Source organism: Phyllobacterium sp. A18/5-2 (genome assembly GCF_025452215.1).
Lineage (GTDB): Bacteria > Pseudomonadota > Alphaproteobacteria > Rhizobiales > Rhizobiaceae > Phyllobacterium > Phyllobacterium sophorae.
In genome coordinates, this window is record NZ_CP104966.1 from 1,666,351 (window position 1) to 1,687,345 (window position 20,995).

The 20,995-nt window shown below is 57.6% G+C and carries 16 protein-coding genes and 2 pseudogenes; 14 read left to right on the forward strand and 4 right to left on the reverse strand.

Features of this window, described 5'->3' with window-relative positions; genetic code table 11:
* The first annotated feature begins 14 nt into the window (after positions 1 to 14).
* From N8E89_RS08290 to N8E89_RS08305, 4 genes are all read left to right on the forward strand, one after another.
* Positions 15 to 1,070 carry a succinylglutamate desuccinylase/aspartoacylase family protein gene (locus N8E89_RS08290; protein WP_113172488.1) on the forward strand — a complete coding sequence of 352 codons (1,056 nt, stop codon included), beginning with the start codon at positions 15 to 17 and terminating at the stop codon, positions 1,068 to 1,070.
* Positions 1,067 to 1,807, forward strand: a complete 741-nt coding sequence (locus N8E89_RS08295; RefSeq protein ID WP_262261690.1) for an HAD family hydrolase — start codon at positions 1,067 to 1,069, stop codon at positions 1,805 to 1,807. The genes N8E89_RS08290 and N8E89_RS08295 overlap by 4 nt, the downstream gene beginning before the upstream one ends.
* A 93-nt stretch (positions 1,808 to 1,900) precedes the next feature.
* Entirely contained in the window at positions 1,901 to 2,890 is a 990-nt protein-coding gene (locus N8E89_RS08300; RefSeq protein WP_262261691.1) for a threonine ammonia-lyase, read from the forward strand.
* A gap of 118 nt (positions 2,891 to 3,008) precedes the next feature.
* A complete protein-coding gene (locus N8E89_RS08305) occupies positions 3,009 to 4,991 on the forward strand; it encodes a PhoX family protein (protein ID WP_262261692.1) in 1,983 nt (660 codons plus the stop codon).
* A 213-nt stretch (positions 4,992 to 5,204) separates the two neighbouring features.
* Here the strand turns inward: N8E89_RS08305 and N8E89_RS08310 are convergent, their stop codons facing one another.
* The 3 genes from N8E89_RS08310 to N8E89_RS08325 all read right to left on the reverse strand — a co-directional run bounded on the left by N8E89_RS08310 (position 5,205) and on the right by N8E89_RS08325 (position 8,265).
* Entirely contained in the window at positions 5,205 to 5,387 is a 183-nt protein-coding gene (locus N8E89_RS08310) for a hypothetical protein (RefSeq protein WP_262261693.1), read from the reverse strand.
* An 897-nt stretch (positions 5,388 to 6,284) separates the two neighbouring features.
* Positions 6,285 to 7,544, reverse strand: coding sequence for a poly(ethylene terephthalate) hydrolase family protein (locus N8E89_RS08320; protein WP_262261697.1), 1,260 nt, complete (start codon positions 7,542 to 7,544; stop codon positions 6,285 to 6,287).
* 151 nt (positions 7,545 to 7,695) lie between these two features.
* A complete protein-coding gene (locus N8E89_RS08325) occupies positions 7,696 to 8,265 on the reverse strand; it encodes a DUF2239 family protein (protein WP_262261698.1) in 570 nt (189 codons plus the stop codon).
* A gap of 147 nt (positions 8,266 to 8,412) precedes the next feature.
* Between N8E89_RS08325 and lepA the strand changes: the two genes are divergently transcribed.
* The 5 genes from lepA to N8E89_RS08350 all read left to right on the forward strand — a co-directional run bounded on the left by lepA (position 8,413) and on the right by N8E89_RS08350 (position 15,078).
* A complete protein-coding gene (gene lepA, locus N8E89_RS08330) occupies positions 8,413 to 10,221 on the forward strand; it encodes a translation elongation factor 4 (RefSeq protein WP_113172657.1) in 1,809 nt (602 codons plus the stop codon).
* A 38-nt stretch (positions 10,222 to 10,259) separates the two neighbouring features.
* A complete protein-coding gene (locus N8E89_RS08335; protein WP_262261699.1) occupies positions 10,260 to 10,439 on the forward strand; it encodes a hypothetical protein in 180 nt (59 codons plus the stop codon).
* Between the two features lie 256 nt (positions 10,440 to 10,695).
* Positions 10,696 to 12,393 carry an RNA-directed DNA polymerase gene (locus tag N8E89_RS08340; protein ID WP_262261701.1) on the forward strand — a complete coding sequence of 566 codons (1,698 nt, stop codon included), beginning with the start codon at positions 10,696 to 10,698 and terminating at the stop codon, positions 12,391 to 12,393.
* A 94-nt stretch (positions 12,394 to 12,487) separates the two neighbouring features.
* Positions 12,488 to 12,646 carry a YjiS-like domain-containing protein gene (locus N8E89_RS08345; protein ID WP_262261703.1) on the forward strand — a complete coding sequence of 53 codons (159 nt, stop codon included), beginning with the start codon at positions 12,488 to 12,490 and terminating at the stop codon, positions 12,644 to 12,646.
* Between the two features lie 2,147 nt (positions 12,647 to 14,793).
* Entirely contained in the window at positions 14,794 to 15,078 is a 285-nt protein-coding gene (locus N8E89_RS08350; RefSeq protein ID WP_262261705.1) for a GIY-YIG nuclease family protein, read from the forward strand.
* Here N8E89_RS08350 and N8E89_RS08355 read toward each other — a convergent pair.
* Positions 15,065 to 15,541 carry a hypothetical protein gene (locus N8E89_RS08355; RefSeq protein ID WP_106662453.1) on the reverse strand — a complete coding sequence of 159 codons (477 nt, stop codon included), beginning with the start codon at positions 15,539 to 15,541 and terminating at the stop codon, positions 15,065 to 15,067. The genes N8E89_RS08350 and N8E89_RS08355 overlap by 14 nt on opposite strands.
* A gap of 876 nt (positions 15,542 to 16,417) precedes the next feature.
* On the opposite strand from N8E89_RS08355, the pseudogene N8E89_RS08360 reads away from it, so the two are divergent.
* The 5 genes and pseudogenes from N8E89_RS08360 to N8E89_RS08380 all read left to right on the forward strand — a co-directional run.
* A pseudogene (locus N8E89_RS08360) lies at positions 16,418 to 16,690 on the forward strand (SelT/SelW/SelH family protein); the annotation flags it as partial.
* A 115-nt stretch (positions 16,691 to 16,805) separates the two neighbouring features.
* A pseudogene (locus N8E89_RS08365) lies at positions 16,806 to 17,760 on the forward strand (sugar-binding transcriptional regulator).
* A 111-nt stretch (positions 17,761 to 17,871) separates the two neighbouring features.
* On the forward strand, positions 17,872 to 19,182 hold the full coding sequence (locus N8E89_RS08370) for an ABC transporter substrate-binding protein (protein ID WP_106662455.1): 1,311 nt from the start codon (positions 17,872 to 17,874) through the stop codon (positions 19,180 to 19,182).
* A gap of 100 nt (positions 19,183 to 19,282) precedes the next feature.
* Positions 19,283 to 20,155, forward strand: a complete 873-nt coding sequence (locus N8E89_RS08375) for a carbohydrate ABC transporter permease (RefSeq protein ID WP_106662456.1) — start codon at positions 19,283 to 19,285, stop codon at positions 20,153 to 20,155.
* A gap of 4 nt (positions 20,156 to 20,159) precedes the next feature.
* Positions 20,160 to 20,990, forward strand: a complete 831-nt coding sequence (locus N8E89_RS08380; protein ID WP_106662457.1) for a carbohydrate ABC transporter permease — start codon at positions 20,160 to 20,162, stop codon at positions 20,988 to 20,990.
* Positions 20,991 to 20,995 lie beyond the last annotated feature (5 nt).

Consider the following 20,995-nt stretch of genomic DNA (forward strand, 5'->3'; position numbering starts at 1 on the left):
ATCGGAAAAGAATGATGAACACGGAAATGATCCAGCTGGCCGGCGATGTGCCGGGCAACAGCATCGAACTGCGCGTTCTGCGTTTCGAAGGCAAGAATGAAAAGGCTGCGACAGCCTATCTGCAATCGTCCTTGCACGGTTCGGAATTGCCCGGACAGGCCGCGCTGCATTTCCTCGTTCCCATGCTGGAAAAGGCCGAGAGGGAAAGCCGCGTCGCCGGCAACATCACTGTCGTCCCGCAGGCCAATCCGATCGGCTCTGCACAGTGGCTATCGCATCAGCATCTCGGCCGCTTCGAATATTTCTCCAACGTCAATTTCAACCGGTCCTTTCCCTTGCTCGAGACGTTCGACACGTCCGGTCTTGCACAAGTCGATGCGCCGAAAGCCCTGGCCGAGCGGCTGAAAGCCCAGCTCCTGCGTCTGGCACTGCCGCATGAAATCGTGCTCGATCTGCACTGCGACGATGAAAGCGAGAGCTACCTTTACATCCACCGGGCTTTTCTGCCGGAAATGTACGATCTTGCTTCGGCGCTGGGCTCGACGGCGATCCTCTCCTGGGACAGCACGGCCGACGCCGCGTTCGAGGAAGCCTGTGCCCATCCCGTCTTGCAATTGCCCGAGGCCCAGCGAAAGGCTCGCGCGGTAACGACGGTCGAGTTCCGCGGACTGAACGACGTCGATATCGAAACCGGCAGGGCCGATGCCGAGGGCCTCTACCGGTTTTTGGTGCATCGCGGCGTTATTGTTGATCCAGACGTCGAGCTGAAAGTAGATTTCAGCGGCCCTGTGACACCGCTGGAAAATGTCGAAATGATTCGCGCGCCGCTGGGCGGCATGGTTCTCTTCCATGTCGATGTCGGCGCCGAGGTGGAAGCCGGTGCCAGGCTGGTCACGGTGGTAACGGTCCCCGGTGATCCGGACGGCGACATCACTCTGACCGCACCCCAGGCGGGCCGGATCCTTACCCGCCGCAGCCATCGTTATACCAGGCGCGGTGATGACCTGATGAAACTGCTGGGCACCAGACGTTCCGACAACGCCAGGCCCGGCTCTCTGGAGGCTCGATGAAAACCGCCCGCTCATCGCGCATCCGCGGCATTCTTTTCGACAAGGACGGCACGCTTGTCGATTTCAACCGCACCTGGTTCGGCATAACCATGGAACTGGCGCAGAAGGCGGCGGATGGCGACGAAGCGCGAGCCCGCGCGCTGATCGAGGCCGGCGGTTATGATTGGGAAATGGAAAAGTTCCGCGGCGGTTCGGTCGTCGCTGCCGGAACCATCCATGACATTGTCGATCTCTGGCATCCTGAACTGACGCTCGAAGAAAAGCGGGCGCGTATCCGCGATTATGATGACTACGCCGTGCGTGAAGGCTCGCGCCGCGCCGTCGGCATTGACGGCCTGCAAGTAACGCTGGAAGCCCTGGTCAAGCAGGGCTTTGTGCTCGGCATCGCCACGAATGATTCGGAAGCGGGTGCGCGGGCCACCGCCGAAGCGCTCGGCCTGACGGCATTGTTCAGCGTGATCATCGGCTATGATTCCGTAGCGCGCGCCAAGCCCCACGCCGATCAGCTGCATCTGTTTGCCGCGAAGACTGGTCTGGCGCCTGCCGCCATCGCCATGGTCGGCGATAATGCCCATGATCTTGAGATGGCCCATGCTGCGGGCGCGGGCCTTGCCGTTGGCGTGCTCTCCGGCAACAGCACGCTCGACGACCTTGGCCCGCTCAGCGATGCCATTCTGGGCTCGATTGCTGAACTGCCGCAGTATCTGGCGCATCGGGAGAATTCCGCGCCGGCGTAAGCCGTCAATTGCCATGATGACAATGATTTGGATGCTTGAAGCCATTCATGGTGCTATCAATTCGCTATCATCATAGCTTGAAGCGAGGGCAGCATGGATAGTCAGGGTTTTGCCGTTGGAATAGCCGACGTGGAGGCTGCCGCGACGCGGCTGGAAGGTCAGCTTGTACGCACCCGGCTCATTGAATCCGAGGCCTTGAACGCCCGTTACGATGCACGCATCCTCTTCAAGCCTGAATGCCTGCAGCGTACCGGCTCGTTCAAGTTTCGCGGCGCCTATAATCGGATCAGCCAGTTCACCCCGAAGGAGCGCGAGCGTGGCATCGTGGCGTTTTCCTCAGGTAACCATGCGCAAGGTGTCGCCAGTTCCGCCCGGCTTTTCGGCATCAAGGCCGTCATCATCATGCCGAGCGATGCACCGCAGACCAAGATCGCCAATACCCGGTCCTACGGCGCGGAAGTTGTCTTTTTCGACCGCTACAGCGAAAGCCGCGAGGCGGTGGCGGTACCATACATTGAAGAGCGTGGCATGGTTCTGGTGCCGCCCTATGACGACCCGTCCATCATGGCGGGGCAGGGCACGATTGGTCTTGAACTCATTGCCGAGGCCGGGGAACGCGGATTGACGCTTGATGAGCTATTCGTACCAAGCGGTGGTGGCGGTCTCATCAGCGGTATTTCGGTTGCCGTCAAGGCGGGCTCGCCGCAAACGCGCATTTGGGGTGTTGAGCCGGAAAATTTCGATGATCTGCGCCGCTCGCTCATTGCCGGCGAACGCGTAACCAACGAGACGGGTCACCGTTCGATCTGTGATGCGATTCTCACGCCGCAGCCGGGCGTGCTGACCTTCCCGATCAACAAGCACAATCTTGCGGGCGGCATAGCCGTTTCCGACAGCGCCGTGAGGGCTGCCATGCGTGATGCCGCCAACCATCTGAAGCTGATTGTGGAGCCGGGCGGATGTGTCGCGCTTGCAGCGCTGGCGGCTGGTGAGGTCGATATCAGGGGCAAGACCGTTGCGGTGGTTCTTTCCGGCGGCAATGTGGATCTCGACATCTATGGCGGGCTGATCGCGGCTGCTTGAACTATGGTCGCAAGTGGGGAGAAACAACGGAACTGTCATCATATTGTTACTCTGCCGTCATAGCGGGTCGATACGGTTGAAATCCGTTCTCCCAGCCAGATAGCCAGAGGTAAGCGCCATGAACGACCAATTTCAGACATTCCGCACCAGCCTGCTCGAGGAAAATGACGGTCCCGGCCACAACCCGACCGACAATGCCACCATGGGCGAACTCATTGCCGCGCGGTTTTCGCGCCGCGGCTTCCTGAAGGGCTCGCTTGCCGTTTCCGCCATTGCCGCCACCGTAAGCCCGATGGCGCTGATGCTTGCCGATGACGCGCGCGCCGGGAGCAAGTCGGCCTTCACGTTCGAGGAAGTCGAGGCAGGTATTGACGAAAAACACCATGTCGCTGCCGGCTACGATGCCGATGTGCTTCTCCGCTGGGGCGATGCACTCTTTCCGGATTCGCCAGAGTTCGATCCTTTGAACCAGACGCCGGAAGCCCAGGCCAAGCAGTTCGGCTACAACAATGATTATGTCGGCTACATTCCGGTCGACGGTTCCTCCGAGCATGGCATCCTCGTCGTCAACCATGAATACACCAATGAACATCTGATGTTCCCCGGCATCGTCAAGGTTGTCGAGGGCAAGCTTGAGGTTGCACCGGCAGACCAGAAGCGTGTCGATATCGAGATGGCTGCCCATGGCGGCACCGTCGTCGAGATCAGGAAGACCGGCGGCAAGTGGCAGGTCGTCAAGGACGGCAAGCTTAACCGCCGCATCACCGCCAATACGGAAATGCAATTGTCTGGTCCCGTTGCCGGGCATGACCGCGTCAAGACCAATGCCGATAGCTCCGGCAAGAAAGTCTTCGGCATGATCAATAATTGTTCAGGCGGCGTCACACCCTGGGGCACCTACGTGTCGGGTGAAGAAAACATTCACGGCTATTTCCTCGGAAAACTGCCGGAGGACAGCAAGGAAGCCGCCAATTACAAGCGCATGGGCATTCCGGAAGGCGTCTATGACTGGGGCAATTTCCACGACCGCTTCGATCTGTCGAAGGACCCGAATGAGGCCAATCGTTTCGGCTGGGTGGTCGAGATCGATGTGAACGATCCCAATTCCATCCCGAAGAAACGTACGGCCATGGGCCGTTTCAAGCATGAGGGTGCCGATTCCATCGTCGCCAAGGATGGCCGTGTCGTCTTCTATCTCGGCGATGATGAGCGTTTCGATTACGTCTATAAATTCGTCACCGCCGGCAAGTTCAATCCGGATGACCGTGCCTCCAATCTCGATCTTCTCGATGAAGGCACGCTCTACGTCGCCAAATTCGATGTCGACGGCACGATCGCCTGGCTGCCGGTTGTCTTCGGTGAGGGCCCCCTGACCGAAGCCAATGGCTTCCACTCGCAGGCCGATGTCTTGATCGAAACCCGCCGCGCCGGCGATTTGCTCGGCGCGACCAAGATGGATCGCCCTGAAGATATTGGCCCGAACGGCGTCAATGGCAAAGTCTATGTCATGCTCACCAACAACACCAAGCGCAAGGACGACCAGGTCGACCCAGTCAATCCGCGCGCCAAGAACGCCTTCGGTCATATTGTCGAGATTGCCGAGGAAGATGGCAATTTCGCTGCCACCAAGGGCAAATGGGAAATACTGCTGAAATGCGGTGACCCGTCCGTCGCCGATGTGGGTGCTTCTTTCTCCACCGACACGACGAAAAACGGCTGGTTCGGCATGCCCGATAATTGCGCGGTCGATGCGGATGGCCGTCTTTGGGTTTCCACCGACGGCAATTCGCCGAAGGAAACCGGGCGCACCGACGGCATCTGGGCAGTGGATACGGAAGGCGCAGCACGCGCCACGTCGAAGCTGTTCTTCCGTGTTCCCGTAGGCGCCGAAATGTGCGGCCCGCTCATGCTGCCCGATATGGCAACCATGATGGTTGCGGTCCAGCATCCTGGCGATGGCGGCGAGGATTGGAAGCCCTTCGGCCGTCCATCGTACTATGAGGACCTTTCGACCCGCTGGCCGGATTTCAAGGACAACATGCCGGTGCGTCCGTCGGTCCTCGCCATCACCAAAAAGGGCGGCGGCAAGATCGGGGTTTGAGTGGTCAATTCGTGGTTTGACGAACGAGTGGTTCGATTTTGCGATGCACCTCCCTCTCCGTCATCCTCGGGCTTGGCCCGAGGACCCACGACAAAGAAACGGTCCCGTTTCCATAAACTCGACGGGATCCAGCCGCGTACTCGTAATATACGCTCCATTGAGGGCAGCGATGCTCACGCCGCCCCCCAACAATCTGAGGGGGCTCGTTGAGCACTACTGCTTTGCCACCACGGTCTCAGCCGGTTTTTCCCGTCCGAGATTCTGCAGCTCGATATCGGTGATCGCCACCTTACCGCTCTCCTTGGGGAAGGTCAGCTTCAGCTCTTTGAGCTTGGTCATATCGACCCCCTCGAAGGCCCTCAGCGGGATCGCAACCATGTTCAGGAGTGTCTTCACTTGGTCATCGGCGAAGGGCGTATTGCGGAATCGTTCGTCATGGGACGTCCGTCATCCTTTGACCTTGGGGCCAGATAGAGCGCATCGCTGAAATCGCTCGCCATGAGGGTAGCAGAATTGCCGGCGCTGTCGGCAAGTGTGACCTCGGCCTCCTGACCGATCGGCTGTACCACCGCAAGGCGGAAGGTCAGGGTGTCATACCCTGTTATGGAAAGGCCGGTGAGGTCGGTCACGACCGAAGCGCCAGCTTTCGACCAGGCAAGCTCGGCATGATCGGCGACTGATCGCATGCCTTTGTCGTAGTGGTCACGATCTGGATAGTACTCGAAGCCCTCCAACCGCCTGGGGCTACACTCACCGCCAATGTCACTGGCGCCGGTCGGCATGTCACAAAGGGCAGTTGCATCAGATCCGGTAAATTCAATCGGTCCGCCAAGCAGGTTTCGCGACATACTGTCGGCCAGTTTGAAGCGCTGGATCAGCTTGCGGCGCCCGGCATCCTTTTGGACGGTAAGCACCACACGCTCATCGCATGGCCCGATAGCGGAGGGGCAAGCTGCGGCGGGCTGTTGTGCCGTTCCGTTCCAATACGCCGCAAATTTCTGCTCGCTTCCGACATGAGAGCGCATGAACGAGTTGATGATGAATTTGCCATTGCGCTCCTGATCTTCGCGGGTCAGACGGATGCCGGCGCTTGGGTAATCGCAATAGGCCGTACTATGGTCATCGAATGCCCACTTCCTGTTGTAGAAGTTGTGATTCCCGCCCTTCACCATGATCTGATAGCGCGGCGTTGTATCGTCATCGGGGCCAAAACGGTTGTGATCGAATGCACGCGCGCCCTGAAGATTCTTCATGTCTCCGTCGCAAGTGGGTAACAGAACGGCGAGCGGCACACTATCCAAGCCGGTATTGCCGCCAAAATCCGTCGGCGCCAGCATGAAAGCGCCCTTGAAGACATAGGGAGGGACCCCGCTGCCACTGCCAGCGGCATAGAAAATATTGTACTTCTTGACCGCAGCGTCGAGACCTTGCCTTGTCGACACCGCTTTTTGCGACTGCCCCAACAAGATCGGGAAATGTACTGAAGCTACCGGCACCGCCGTCTTTCACGGCAGCCAGCAAATCTGCTTCCGTAACACCGCGCCGCGTCTTGTTGAATTTGATCGCGTTCGAAACGCCCTGTCCGCCGCGCGAGTGTCCCATGATACCGATGCGGGTAAAATCGATCCTGCCTTTCAAAGGATCAAGCTTGCCCGTCGAGCCGCCAAGGTTGATCTGGCCCGCCCCGTCGATCTGCCGCAGACGATCCAGCGTTCCGAGGACCAGCTGTGCGCGTGAAAGGCTTGATCGATCCCCATCGGCATTGATCGCATTTGCGTCGATCGAAAGCACAACATAACCATGCTGGGCGAGATCCGCGGCAAGATAGTCATAGCCTTGGTAACTGGGATCATTGATCGCGTGCTGCCCATGCAGGAAAACGACGACGGGATATTTTGCAGTCTCCGTTGTCCCATTTAACGCCTCTTCCGGGTAACGAAGCCAGCCTGTGATGGGCGTGATGAAAGTCTTGCCGTTGCTGAATGTGCTGGAGTCACCGCTTGTGACTGCGACGAGATTGCCCAGATCATAGGAGAGCGCCGACGACGACTGGAACGTGGCGCCACCGATCGTGTCAGGGGCGGTTTCGGTGAAGCGGGTAGCCTTTTCGGGGACGGGCTTGGAGAACGGTCCTTCCCTGACCGTCAAGGTTTCCGGGGCAGGCGGGTCGATATGACGGAACAATGGCGCTATGGCATCGTCACCCCCGTTCGCCGTGGCGCCGCCTGCTGGCCCCGGCGCTTGTTCTGCGCCGGGGCCTGCAGTATTGCCGGTGCCGATCATCACAGTCGGCCTGTCGCCGGTCGCGGGCGTCGCTTTGCCGCCATCGACTTTCGGCGGCGGCGACTCGGTACCGGGCACAGCCTTAACAGTGCCGATCACCGGCACGTCTGGCACTTTTGAATCGTCGATGAGAGGCTCTTGTTCTGTTTGTACCGTATCGAATGTCGAGTTCGCTTGCTTCTCGTCGCTGCCATTGCAGCCTGCCAAAACGGCAAGCAGTACGCCAAACAGACACGCGCTGCGCGTGCCGGATTTCACCCATTGCATCATCTTGAAAACTCCTTGGGCCAATGCCCTCAAAATAAATAAATAAAAACAACGAAATCTGGCTTGTGGGCCTATCCGTAACGCCGGACCTGCTCACTAGCTTGCAATTTCAAAAGCAAGGGCTGTGCCAGAAAGCGCGATCTTGGCCTAAAGACTAAATGGTGCCGTCCTCCCAACCGAAAGCCGGTTCGCTCAGCTGCCGCGCATGATCGCGCACATCCTGCGGCCAGCCTTCGGTCAGGTCGGTGAACTGCTGGACGTTTCCGGCATAAAGCGCCCGCGCCACTTCTTCGTAGTGCGGCTGGTTGCCGGCCATCGCCATCATGAAGCGGTCCGCCGCGTCCTGTGCCTGCCGCTTGGCGGTGCGCCCGCTTGTTGCATTGCGTGCCGCATCCACCAGCTTGCGTAACGTAACGGAAGCGCCACCCGGCTGGCTGTTCAGCCAATCCCAGTGCCGCGGCAAAAGCGTTACTTCACGTGCCGTAACGCCAAGTTTCGGCCGCCCCGGCTTGCGCGGCTCGCTATTGCTCAGCCGCGCCACGATCTCCGCATCGCTGCCGCGCAGGTCGAACTCGACCTGCCGGCCAGTCGCGTCGTCGAAGATCAGGATCGTCTCGTGGGTCTCGCCCGCGTGCTTCACGCTGAGCGCCACTTGGGCGCGTGTCCCGCTGGCAATCTTGCGCGTGCCCTGAAAGGCCGTGCACTTCGTCTCTATATCGTCCATCGCGCTCACTCGCTGCTCAATCCAGGCGATAATTTACCCGGATAAAACCCTATCGTCAATATACCCGGATAAAATTATTATGGGCGATTGTCGCGAGCGCGGCGTGTCGCCCTTCCAAAACGCCCCGAAATGCTCTATGTGGCGCGCATGAGCACTCCACTAGATCACATCCGTAATTTCTCCATCGTCGCCCATATCGACCATGGCAAATCCACCCTTGCCGACCGCCTGATCCAATCGACCGGCGGGCTGGAGCAGCGCGACATGAAGGAGCAGGTGCTCGACTCGATGGATATCGAGCGCGAGCGCGGCATCACCATCAAGGCGCAGACCGTCCGGCTCAACTACAAGGCCAACAATGGCGAGACCTATGTCCTCAATCTGATCGACACGCCCGGCCACGTCGATTTCGCCTATGAAGTCTCGCGTTCGCTCTCCGCCTGCGAGGGTTCCTTGCTTGTCGTCGATGCCTCGCAGGGTGTCGAGGCGCAGACGCTGGCCAATGTCTACCAGGCCATCGACAACAACCATGAGATCGTCGTGGTTTTGAACAAGGTCGATCTTCCCGCCGCCGAGCCGGAGCGTATCCGCGAGCAGGTCGAGGAAGTCATCGGCATCGATGCGAGCCAGGCCGTGCTGATCTCCGCCAAGACCGGCCTTGGCATTCCGGATGTGCTGGAAGCCATCGTCAACCAGCTGCCGCCGCCGCGCGAGGGCGACCGCACCAAGCCGCTGAAGGCCATGCTGGTCGATAGCTGGTACGATGCCTATCTCGGCGTCATCGTCCTCGTGCGCATCATCGATGGCGTGCTGAAAAAGGGCCAGACCATCCGCATGATGGGCACCGGCGCCAAATATCCGGTCGAGCGCACCGGCGTGTTCACGCCGAAGATGCTCGCCGTCGACGAGCTCGGACCCGGCGAATTCGGCTTCATCACCGCTTCGATCAAGGAAGTCGCCGACACCCGCGTTGGCGATACCATCACCGAGGACAAGCGCCCGACCGATACGATCCTGCCCGGCTTCAAGCCGGCGCAGCCCGTGGTTTTCTGCGGCCTTTTCCCCGTCGACGCGGCGGATTTCGAGGATCTGCGCGCCGCCATGGGCCGCCTGCGCCTCAACGACGCCAGCTTCTCCTATGAGATGGAAAGCTCCGCCGCGCTCGGCTTCGGCTTCCGCTGCGGCTTCTTGGGGCTCTTGCATCTCGAGATCATCCAGGAGCGGCTGGAGCGCGAGTTCAACCTCGACCTCATCGCCACCGCGCCGAGCGTCGTCTACAAGCTCAACATGACTGACGGCACCCAGCGCGAGCTGCACAATCCCGCCGACATGCCGGAAGTGATGAAGATCGCCACCATCGAGGAGCCGTGGATCCGCGCGACGATCCTCACCCCCGATGATTATCTCGGCTCCATCCTCAAGCTCTGCCAGGACCGCCGCGGCATTCAGATCGACCTGAATTATGTCGGCAAGCGCGCCATGGTCACCTATGACCTGCCGCTCAACGAGGTGGTGTTCGATTTCTACGACCGGCTGAAGTCGATCAGCCAGGGCTATGCCTCCTTCGACTATCACCTGTCGGATTACCGCGAGGGCAATCTGGTCAAGATGTCGGTGCTGGTGAATGGCGAGCCGGTGGATGCGCTGTCGATGATGGTGCACCGCGCCGCCGCCGAAAAGCGCGGCCGCGACCTTTGCGAAAAGCTGAAGGACCTGATCCCCAAGCACATGTTCAAGATCCCGATCCAGGCGGCCATTGGCGGCACGGTGATCGCGCGCGAAACCATCTCGGCCCTGCGCAAGGACGTGACGGCAAAGTGCTATGGCGGCGACGTCTCGCGCAAGCGCAAGCTTCTGGAAAAGCAGAAGGAAGGCAAGAAGCGCATGCGGCAGTTCGGCAAGGTCGAAATCCCGCAGGAAGCCTTCATCCAGGCGCTGAAGATGAGCGATAATTGAGGGTTCCCGGCCCTCAATTCCCCGTCCCTGTGACCCCGATGCGCCTTGTTCACGATCTCCTCATCGGCAGCCTGATCCTGTGCAGCGCGGCGGCGTGCAGCACGACCGCGCCGCGCACCCCGCCAGCAGCCATGCCCGTTGCCCAGGGCGACTACCCCGAACTCCCGACGCCCGGCATCAAGCCGCTGACTGTGGAACAGGAAGAGCAGGTTGATTGAGGATGGGCAGTTGTTCGTCTCCAAAAAGAGCAAATTTCTAGATGGTCTCTAAGAATGTGGTCGGAATTCCTCCCAATATTGGTTTCAAATTAATAAATTTTTGCGATTAGTTGAGGGCACCGTATGGAAACCGCTCGAGAACAGGCGCATTTTGTCTCAACATTCCCCGAAGTATCAAATAAGAGCGAAATCGATCCTTCAATTTCTCTCAGCCAAGAGGCTGGAGCAAAAATGGCGTAAGAAAACGCGATACGACATGAGAAAACAACTGCTGCCCGATCCCGTTGACTACATGGATGTGCAAGCAAGTATAGACAGGGTTGTTTCAAAGATTCGAACTAATATTAAAACGGGTACCTTCTCTATAGAGATTCCCAGAGGGTTTCATGTTGAAAAGTCTATGGGGCTGTGTCGTTTGATGGTTCAACCTTCGGTAGAGGAGGCGATTATTCTTCAGTGTCTTTCAGATAAAATGTACAGTGAAATCAAACGACAATCTCCATCAAAGAACGCTTTTTTTGAGCCGAGTGACCACAGTTTCAAGACGACGGCCGAACAAGAGTACGGCACGTTTAAATCGTGGAAGAAATTTCAAGAAGAGATACTGAAGTTCTCGATAGAAAACAAATTTGTAATAGTTACTGATATATCGAATTACTACGACTTTATAGATCTGGTGCAAATGAGAAATGTGATAACGTCATTTGTAAAAGTGGAGGAGCCATTACTGGATTTTCTACTTCATATTGTATCAAATCTTGTTTGGCGTCCCGATTTTATGCCACCGCGGCAAATTGGGCTGCCTCAAATGGACTTGGATGCGCCTAGGCTACTCGCTCACTGCTATCTTTTTGAACTTGACAAATTTATGGAAGATCGCTCCCAAAAAAATTATGCACGATTTATGGATGATATCGATGCGGGAGTTAATACGATTGAACTGGCGAAAAAGCTCCTGCGAGACACAGATTTGGTCTTGCAATCGCGCAGCTTGAGGTTGAACGCCGGGAAGACCAAAATCCTTAGCGCCAGCGAGGCCTATCGGCATTTTCGCGTTAAAGAGAACAGAATTCTAGATGGGCTTGAACTTCGAATTGAAAAAATAGATGGAGACCCCAAACTCCTAACGGCCTTTTTTAACGGTCTTTCGGTTGTGTTTGAGAGACTATACACCGATGGTAAATTAAAAGAGGGCAATGGCGAAAAGATTATTAAAAGAATTGTCGGAGTGTACAACAAATATAAATACAGAATACCAGATGCATTGTATGGGCACTTCTTGAAGATTCATCCAAACCTTAGGGATGTAACGCTAAGAAATTCATCAATATGTGGTTTCCGACGTATCGAGTTCCTATCGATCTTAAGCGTCTTTCACAACGGTTTGGTCTGTGATGACTATTTCAAGCTGGTCTTGGCCAAGAGACTTGTCGAAGGCGCGATAGAATATGATGGATCCGAAGCCAGTTCAATTTTGGAGATATTGGGCCATTACGACGATAAGGATAATCTTACGACATACGGTCGGCTGTGGATACTGTCACGTTTTGGAACCCCAAAGCTTATATACGACGCTGTAAAAAAATCGGCTAAGGTGTGGGCCAACGATAGCGCTCTCTCGAGATTAGTAGCCGGTCTACTCCCGCAGCTTAAAGAAGATTCGGCGATTGTTGCGCGGTTCTACAGATTGATATCCGATAGGGGCTTACCCTCGGCGCACGAGCTGCTGAATTTTCATAATGAATTATATGACGGAAAGCACTATTCTCGTCTTAAAGCGATCATTAAATCAACCAACAACAGTTTGCCCTTACAGTGCAGCCACGAAAAGCTATTAGTTATCAGATCGATTCTTGCGAGTACTGCGCTTCCACCCGCAGAGGGTACGCAAATTAGAAAGGTTCATTCGGGCATCCTGACTGAACGCAGTTACGATCTCGGTGGCATTCTATAACACCACATACCAGCCATGCAGATATTGCACTGCACAATCACCATCCCTGCGCCTATCCTGTGCCTGTTGAAACAGTGCCATAAGGAAACAGGCCATGAACTTTCTGATTGATTTCGCCACCCGCCGCGCCAATGACAGTGCCTATCGCGAGGCGCTTGCCACGCTGCAGGGCATGAGCGCGCGGGACCGCGCCGATATTGGCATCAAGCAGGCGGATTTCGCCCGCATTGCGCGCGAGATGTCGCGCCGCTGAATTTTGGGTGCTTTGCCGAGCGCATATCGCGGATCGTAAAGCACTCGGCTCTCCATGCATCGTAGAGCACCTCCGTCTCCGTCCATCGTAAAACACCTCCCTCTCCGTTCATCGTAAAACACCCCCCTTTCCGTCATCCTCGGGCTTGACCCGAGGACCCACGGCAAAGAAGCGCGAGTTCGCAGCCGCGCAACGCATTCCAGAGAATTACCTCTCTCAATGGCAAGCACACCAGCGCTGACACTCCGCTGGATCTCGTCGAGTTTTGTCGAAATGATAACGCTTCTTTGCCGTGGGTCCTCGGGTCAAGCCCGAGGATGACGGAAAGGGGGGTGCGCCGGGATTATCGGAAAGGGAGGAGGTGCTTTGCGATATACGGGAGGTGTGTGCTGCAGGATGACAGAGAGGGACGTGCTCTGGGATTATCGCAGAGCGCCTCGTTCGCCGTTTATCGTAAAACGTCTCCTCGTCATCCTGAATGCACCTTTCCATCTATCGTAGAGCACTCGGCTCTTCGTATACCATAGCGCACCTCCGTCTCCGTCCATCGTAAAACACCTCCCTTTCCGTTCATCGTAAAACACCCCCCTTTCCGTCATCCTCGGGCTTGACCCGAGGACCCACGGCAAAGAAGCGCGAGTTCGCAACCGCGCAACGCATTCCAGAGAATTACCTCTCTCAATGGCAAGCACACCAGCGCTGACACTCCGCTGAATCTCGTCGAGTTTTGTCGAAATGATAACGCTTCTTTGCCGTGGGTCCTCGGGTCAAGCCCGAGGATGACGGAAAGGGAGGTGCGCCGGGATTATCGGAAAGGGAGGAGGTGCTTTGCGATATACGGGAGGTGTGTGCTGCAGGATGACAGAGAGGGACGTGCTCTGGGATTATCGCAGAGCGCCTCGTTCGCCGTTTATCGTAAAACGTCTCCTCGTCATCCTGAATGCACCTTTCCATCTATCGTAGAGCACTCGGCTCTTCGTATACCATAGCGCACCTCCCTCTCCGTTCATCGTAAAACACCTCCCTCTCCGTTCATCGTAAAACACCTCCCTTTCCGTCATCCTCGGGTCAAGCCCGAGGATGACGGAAAGGGAGGTGCTCCAGGATTATCGGAGAGGGAGGAGGTGCTTTGCGATATACGGGAGGTGTGTGCTGCAGGATGACAGAGAGGGACGTGCTCTTGGATTATCGTAGATCGCTTCGCTCGCCGTTTATCATAAAACGCCACCTCGTCATCCTGAATGCACCTTTCATCTAGGGTCGAGCACTCGGCTCTTCGTATACCATAGCGCACCTCCGTCTCCGTCCATCGTAAAACACCTCCCTCTCCGTTCATCGTAAAACACCCCCCTTTCCGTCATCCTCGGGCTTGACCCGAGGACCCACGGCAAAGAAGCGCGAGTTTGCGACCGCGCAACGCATTCCAGAGAATTACCTCTCTCAATGGCAAGCAGACCAGCGCTGACACTCCGCTGAATCTCGTCGAGTTTTGTCGAAATGATAACGCTTCTTTGCCGTGGGTCCTCGGGTCAAGCCCGAGGATGACGGAAAGGGAGGTGCTCCAGGATTATCGGAGAGGGAGGAGGTGCTTTGCGATATACGGGAGGTGTGTGCTGCAGGATGACAGAGAGGGACGTGCTCTTGGATTATCGTAGATCGCTTCGCTCGCCGTTTATCGTAAAACGCCACCTCGTCATCCTGAATGCACCTTTCATCTAGGGTCGAGCACTCGGCTCTTCGTATACCATAGCGCACCTCCGTCTCCGTCCATCGTAAAACACCTCCCTTTCCGTTCATCGTAAAACACCCCCCTTTCCGTCATCCTCGGGCTTGACCCGAGGACCCACGGCAAAGAAGCGCGAGTTCGCAACCGCGCAACGCATTCCAGAGAATTACCTCTCTCAATGGCAAGCACACCAGCGCTGACACTCCGCTGAATCTCGTCGAGTTTTGTCGAAATGATAACGCTTCTTTGCCGTGGGTCCTCGGGTCAAGCCCGAGGATGACGGAAAGGGAGGTGCGCCTCAGAATGATGGAAACCGAGGTGCTCTACGACATACAGAGAGGCGATGCTTACGATGTAGGAAAGTTGAAAATACGCCATTCGTTGAATTTACCCGGGCGCCGTTTGCAATTCAAAATGCAGCATGTCCGGCTACGTTTATATCCTCGCCAACCACAAGCACGGCACGCTGTACATCGGGGTCACGTCCGATCTTGCCGGCCGCATTTACCAGCACCGCGAGGGGCACACGCCGGGTTTTGCATGGAGATACGGCTGTGCGCGGCTGGTCTGGTATGAAGAGCACGGGTTGATCGTAGACGCTATCCAGCGCGAGAAATCGCTGAAACGCTGGCATCGCCAATGGAAGATCGAACTTATCGAAAGCATCAACCCAAATTGGGAAGATCTTTACGCTACACTCTCGTAAATTCCATCACCCAGTTGGTTTCCCAGGTTTCGCCGCCATCCTTTGAAAACGCCTGCGCCCACAGCGGCATGTCGGGCGAGGGCGTCCACAGGAAGCGCACGCGCACCGGCACGCCGTCATCGGTGTCGTCGCCGTAGAAAACCCCCTTGCCATTGTCGAAATGGCCGATGATCGGCGGAAACATCACATTGCTGCGGCTGTCGGACCAATTCAGCGACCATGACCCGTCGCGCGGGTTGAACAGGCGCACCGTCAACCCGGCAAAGCCCTGTGACGGCATATCCATTTCCTCGATATTCGCCGTGCCATACAGCGCCTTGCGCACGCTCGACGTGGCGTGGAACTCATCCCATTCGTCCGATTGTTTGAACCGCTCCTTCAGCCGCAGGTTGCGGATGTTCCAGTCGCCGATGAGAAAATCGAAATCCGCCGCACTGCCAAGTGTCTGTATCTCCGCGTCCATCGCTAGTCCTCCCGCGCACCATTCTGCGTGCTTTTCGCGGATGAATATAGCGCAGGGCTCCTGACAACCTTGTGTCAGGAGATGTCAGGAGGAGAGGGGAGTTTTGGGTGCGTTGAGTGCGGCTTTCTCTCCCTCTGTGGGGGGCCGAAGGCGGGCGAGACCAGTGGCTCGCCCCGGTAGCGATTTCGGCATCTTAGCTCTTGCTAAGTGCCAGAAATCGCAAGAGAGGGGATATGCTTCACTAAACTACCCCCTCACTTGGATTTTCTAAGGATTTAGCGAGGGCTAAATCCAAGAAAATCCTTTCTCTCCCACAAGGGGAGAGATAATCGGTATCGGCTGTGGGTGCCGAACTTGTCCAACCACGCGCAGTGCCTTTGCACGAAAATAATCGTGGCTGTTTATCCACGCCCCTCAAACCTCGGTTATTCTATCCCCGTCCTTTCCATGGGGAGCTGCTTCCGGAGCCGTTCGAAAGTGGGGAAGGACAGCGTGTCAGCGGGCGGGCAACGGACCCAAGCGCTGGCCGACCTGTTCGTCTTCGGAGGTCAATCTGCGCATTTTAGGCAGATATTGCCTCCATTGTTGACGCCAACGCCAATCGTGCGGACACTGCACCGACGGCGACGATGGGCCCGGACTCCAGGCGTTCATCCACTCGCCCCGCGGAACAAGCAGAAGCTGGCCGGCAGGGGGGACAACGTTAGCGGGCGGTCTTCGGATCGCATACCTTATCTACCAAGACGCGCTTCGGCGACCGCCCGTCTTCCCACAATGCAAACAATGGCCAGACTCAGGATGAGGGCGTGGCAAGGGGGAAAGCTGGCCTCTACGAAGCAGCTTACATACCGATGAGGAAATGATAATAGACAGAACATGACAACAAAACCGCGCATCACCATCACCTATTGCACGCAGTGCAGCTGGCTCCTCCGCTCCGCCTGGATGGCGCAGGAGCTGCTCTCCACCTTTGGCGCCGACCTCGGCGAAGTGTCGCTGATTCCGGGCACCGGCGGCGTCTTCGAAATCCGCGTGGACGGCGATCTCATCTGGGAACGCAAGCGCGACGGCGGTTTTCCCGAGGCCAAGGTGCTCAAGCAGAAGGTGCGCGATATCGTCTGGCCCGAGCGCGATCTCGGGCATTCCGACGGGCATAAGGCTGAGGTCCCTGCCAGCGCCGAGCACAGCGAGAAGCTCAGGGGCGGGGTAGACGGGGTCCCCGCCAGCGCCGAGCACAGCGAGAAGCTTAAGGGCGGGGCAGAAATTGAGTAAGCCGGAGGTTACGACCACAAAGCTGGACGACGCCGCCCGCGCTGGCTGGTTGTATTATGTCGCCGGCAACACGCAGGACGAGATTGCCGCCAAGCTCGGCATTTCGCGCCAGTCGGCGCAGCGCATGGTATCGCTGGCGGTGTCGGAAGGGCTGGTCAAGGTAAGGCTCGACCATCCGATCGCCCATTGCCTCGATCTCGCCGAACAGCTCAAGCAGCGCTTCGGCCTGAAGATGGCGGAGGTGGTGCCGACCGATCCGGGTTCCAGCTCGACGACGCTTGGCGTGGCCGATGCAGCGGCGGCGGAAATGACGCGCTGGCTGAAGTCGGAAGCGCCGATCGTGCTCGGCATCGGCACCGGCCGCACGCTCAAGGCGGCGATCGAGCTGCTGTCGCCGATCGAGTGCCCGCAGCACAAGGTGGTGTCGCTGACCGGCAACATTTCGCCGGATGGTTCGGCGGCTTTCTACAACGTCATTTTCAACATTGCCGACAAGATCAAGGCGCGCTCATTTCCCATGCCGCTGCCGGTCATAGCCTCTTCGCCGCAGGAGCGCGAGCTGCTGCACAGCCAGGCGATGATCCGCCCGGTGCTGGAATTGTCGGCGCGGGCCAATGTCGCCTTTGTCGGCATAGGCGACCTCGGGGAAGACGCTCCGCTGTTTATCGATGGCTTCATTTCGCGCGAGGAACTGGACGCTCTGCGCCGTGCCGGGGCGGTGTGCGAAATCCTTGGACGTGCCTTCGATCGCTATGGCGAACCCATCGAGGGGCTGACCAATGCCCGCGCTCGCCAGCGCGCATATCCCCTCGCGCGACACCGCCACCGTCATCGCCACCGCCAAGGGTGCGAAAAAGCTACCGGGCATTGTAGCGGCGATAAAAGGCAATCTAATCAACGGCCTGATTACAGACGAGCGGACCGCGGAAACGCTTCTCGCCGGATAATTCCCTCCCATTGTTGCATCGCAGCGACGAATTGCTCTTGACTTGTTTCGCCGTTGTGTGAGTATTTGCCCACAAGACAAGCAATTGCTCATAACATTCGGGAGGAATGAAATGTTAACGAGAACGCTTCTGCTCGGCGCCGTATCTGCGCTCGCCATGGCGAGTTTTGCCCATGCGGAGACGCTGACCATCGCCACCGTCAATAATGGCGACATGGTCCGCATGCAGAAATTGACCGAGGACTTCACCAAGAAAAATCCGGACATCCAGCTCGAGTGGGTAACGCTCGAGGAAAACGTGCTGCGCCAGCGCGTCACCACCGACATCGCCACCAAGGGCGGCCAGTACGACATCATGACCATCGGCACCTATGAAGTGCCGATCTGGGCCAAGCAGGGCTGGCTTCTGCCGCTCGATGGCCTGGGCGATGCCTATGACAAGTCCGATCTTTTGCCGGCTATCAGCGACGCCGTCTCTGTCGATGGCAAGCTCTACGCTTCGCCATTCTACGGCGAAAGCGCCATGGTGATGTACCGCAAGGACCTCGCCGAGAAGGCCGGCGTGACCATTCCGGAAAAGCCGACCTGGGACCAGATCGCCGAAGCGGCGAAGAAGATGACCGACAAGTCGAGCGAAACCTACGGCATCTGTCTGCGCGGCAAGGCCGGCTGGGGCGAGAACATGGCGCTCCTGACCGCGACGGCCAATTCTTTCGGGGCACGCTGGTTCGACGAAAAGTGGACTCCGCAGTTCGATCAGCCGGAATGGAAGAAGGCCCTGCAGTTCTACGTCGACCTGATGAAGGAAGCCGGACCTCCCGGCGCCTCGTCCAACGGCTTTAATGAAAACCTTGCGCTGTTCCAGACCGGCAAATGCGGCATCTGGATCGATGCGACCGTTGCGGCCTCGTTCGTGACCAATCCGAAGGAATCCAAGGTTGCCGACAAGGTGGGCTATGCGCTCTTCCCGACCGGCGGCGTCGAGAACCACGGCAACTGGCTGTGGGCGTGGAACCTTGGCGTTCCGGCTGGCACCAAGAAGGCGGAAGCCGCGCAGAAGTTCGTCTCCTGGGCGACCGACAAGGCCTATACGGAGCTCGTCGCGAGCAAGGAAGGCTGGGCCAACGTTCCTCCGGGTACGCGCAAGTCGCTCTATGCCAATCCGGAATATGAGAAGGCTGCTCCCTTCGCCAAGATCACGCTCGATGCGATGAATGCGGCCAATACGAGCAAGCCGACAGTCAAGCCGGTGCCCTATACGGGTGGCCAGTTTGTCGCCATCCCTGAGTTCCAGGGCATTGGCACGGCCGTCGGCCAGCAGTTCTCCGCAGCGCTTGCCGGTTCGATGACCGTCGACCAGGCCTTGCAGGGTGCGCAGGCGCTGACGACGCGTGAGATGACCAAGGGCGGCTACATCAAGTAGGATCCTCCTGGCTCCGGGCGGTTCCTGACGCGAATGTCGGGGGCCGCCCGGGCCTCCTTTTGCATTATCACTTTAACGTTCACTGCATTGGAACCTGACCATGGCTACGCTTCAGACACGCGCAACTGCCCGTTTCATGATGTCGCCCGCCGTCATCCTGCTGTTTCTCTGGATGATCGTGCCGCTTGTCATGACGCTGTATTTCTCGTTCCTGCGCTACAATCTGCTGATGCCGGGAACCGAGGAGTTTATCGGCTTTCTCAACTATCAGTACTTTCTGACCGACCCCGCATTCTTCACCGCACTCGGCAATACCCTGATGCTCGTCGGCGGCACGCTGCTGATCACTGTCATCGGTGGCATCCTGCTGGCGCTGGTGCTTGACCAGCCATTCTTCGGGCAGGGCATCGTCCGTCTTCTGGTGATAGCGCCGTTCTTCGTCATGCCAACGGTGTCCGCTCTCGTGTGGAAGAACATGCTGATGCATCCGGTCAATGGCCTTTTTGCGTGGATTGCCCGCTCATTCGGGTTCCAGCCCATCGACTGGTTTGCGGAACTGCCACTCTTCTCGATTGTCCTTATCGTCGCGTGGCAATGGCTGCCCTTCGCAACGCTGATCCTGCTCACTGCGCTGCAATCGCTCGACGGTGAACAAATCGAGGCGGCAGAGATGGATGGAGCGGGTGCGATCTCGCGCTTCATCTATCTGGTGCTGCCACACATGTCGCGGGCGATCACCGTTGTCATTCTCATCCAGACGATTTTCCTGCTCAGCGTCTTCGCTGAGATCCTGGTCACGACCAATGGCGGCCCAGGCATCCAGACGACGAATATCACCTATCTCATCTATATGCAGGCGCTCCTGCAGTTCGATGTGGGCGGTGCCTCGGCCGGCGGTATTGTTGCAGTGATCCTCGCCAACATTGTCGCTTTCTTCCTCATTCGCCTTATCGGCAAGAACCTCGAGAGGTAAAGCCATGGCCCGCGCAGTCACCACACGGCATAAGCTGACATTCACGATCCTCGGTTGGACGATCGGGTTCCTGATCTTCTTTCCGATCCTGTGGACATTCCTGACCAGCTTCAAGACTGAAGGAACGGCAGTCGCAACGCCGCCGCAGTTCCTGTTCTTCGACTGGACTCTGGAAAATTACCACGAGGTGCAAAGCCGCTCGAACTACATGAAGCACGTCACCAATTCCGTGGTGATCTCGGTGGGGTCAACGCTGATTGGTCTGGCACTCGCCATCCCGGCCGCCTGGGCCATGGCATTTTCGCCAACCAAGCGCACCAAGGACGTCCTGATGTGGATGTTGTCCACCAAGATGATGCCGCCTGTCGGCGTTCTCGTGCCGCTTTACCTGATCTTCCGCGACTGGGGTTTGCTGGATACGCGCCTTGGTCTCGTCGCAGTCCTGACCATGATCAACCTGCCGATCATCGTCTGGATGCTCTACACCTACTTCAAGGAAATACCGGGAGAGATCCTCGAAGCGGCGCGCATGGACGGCGCCTCGCTGATGAAGGAAATCGTCTATGTGCTGACGCCGATGGCCGTGCCAGGTATCGCATCGACCATGTTGCTGAACATCATTCTGGCATGGAACGAAGCATTCTGGACGCTGAATCTTTCCGCGGCCAATGCGGCGCCACTCACTGCATTCATCGCCTCTTACTCAAGTCCAGAGGGCCTGTTCTGGGCCAAGTTGTCGGCCGCATCCACCATGGCGATTGCGCCTATCCTGATCATGGGATGGTTCTCGCAAAAGCAGCTGGTTCGTGGCCTGACCTTCGGCGCAGTGAAATAGGTTTT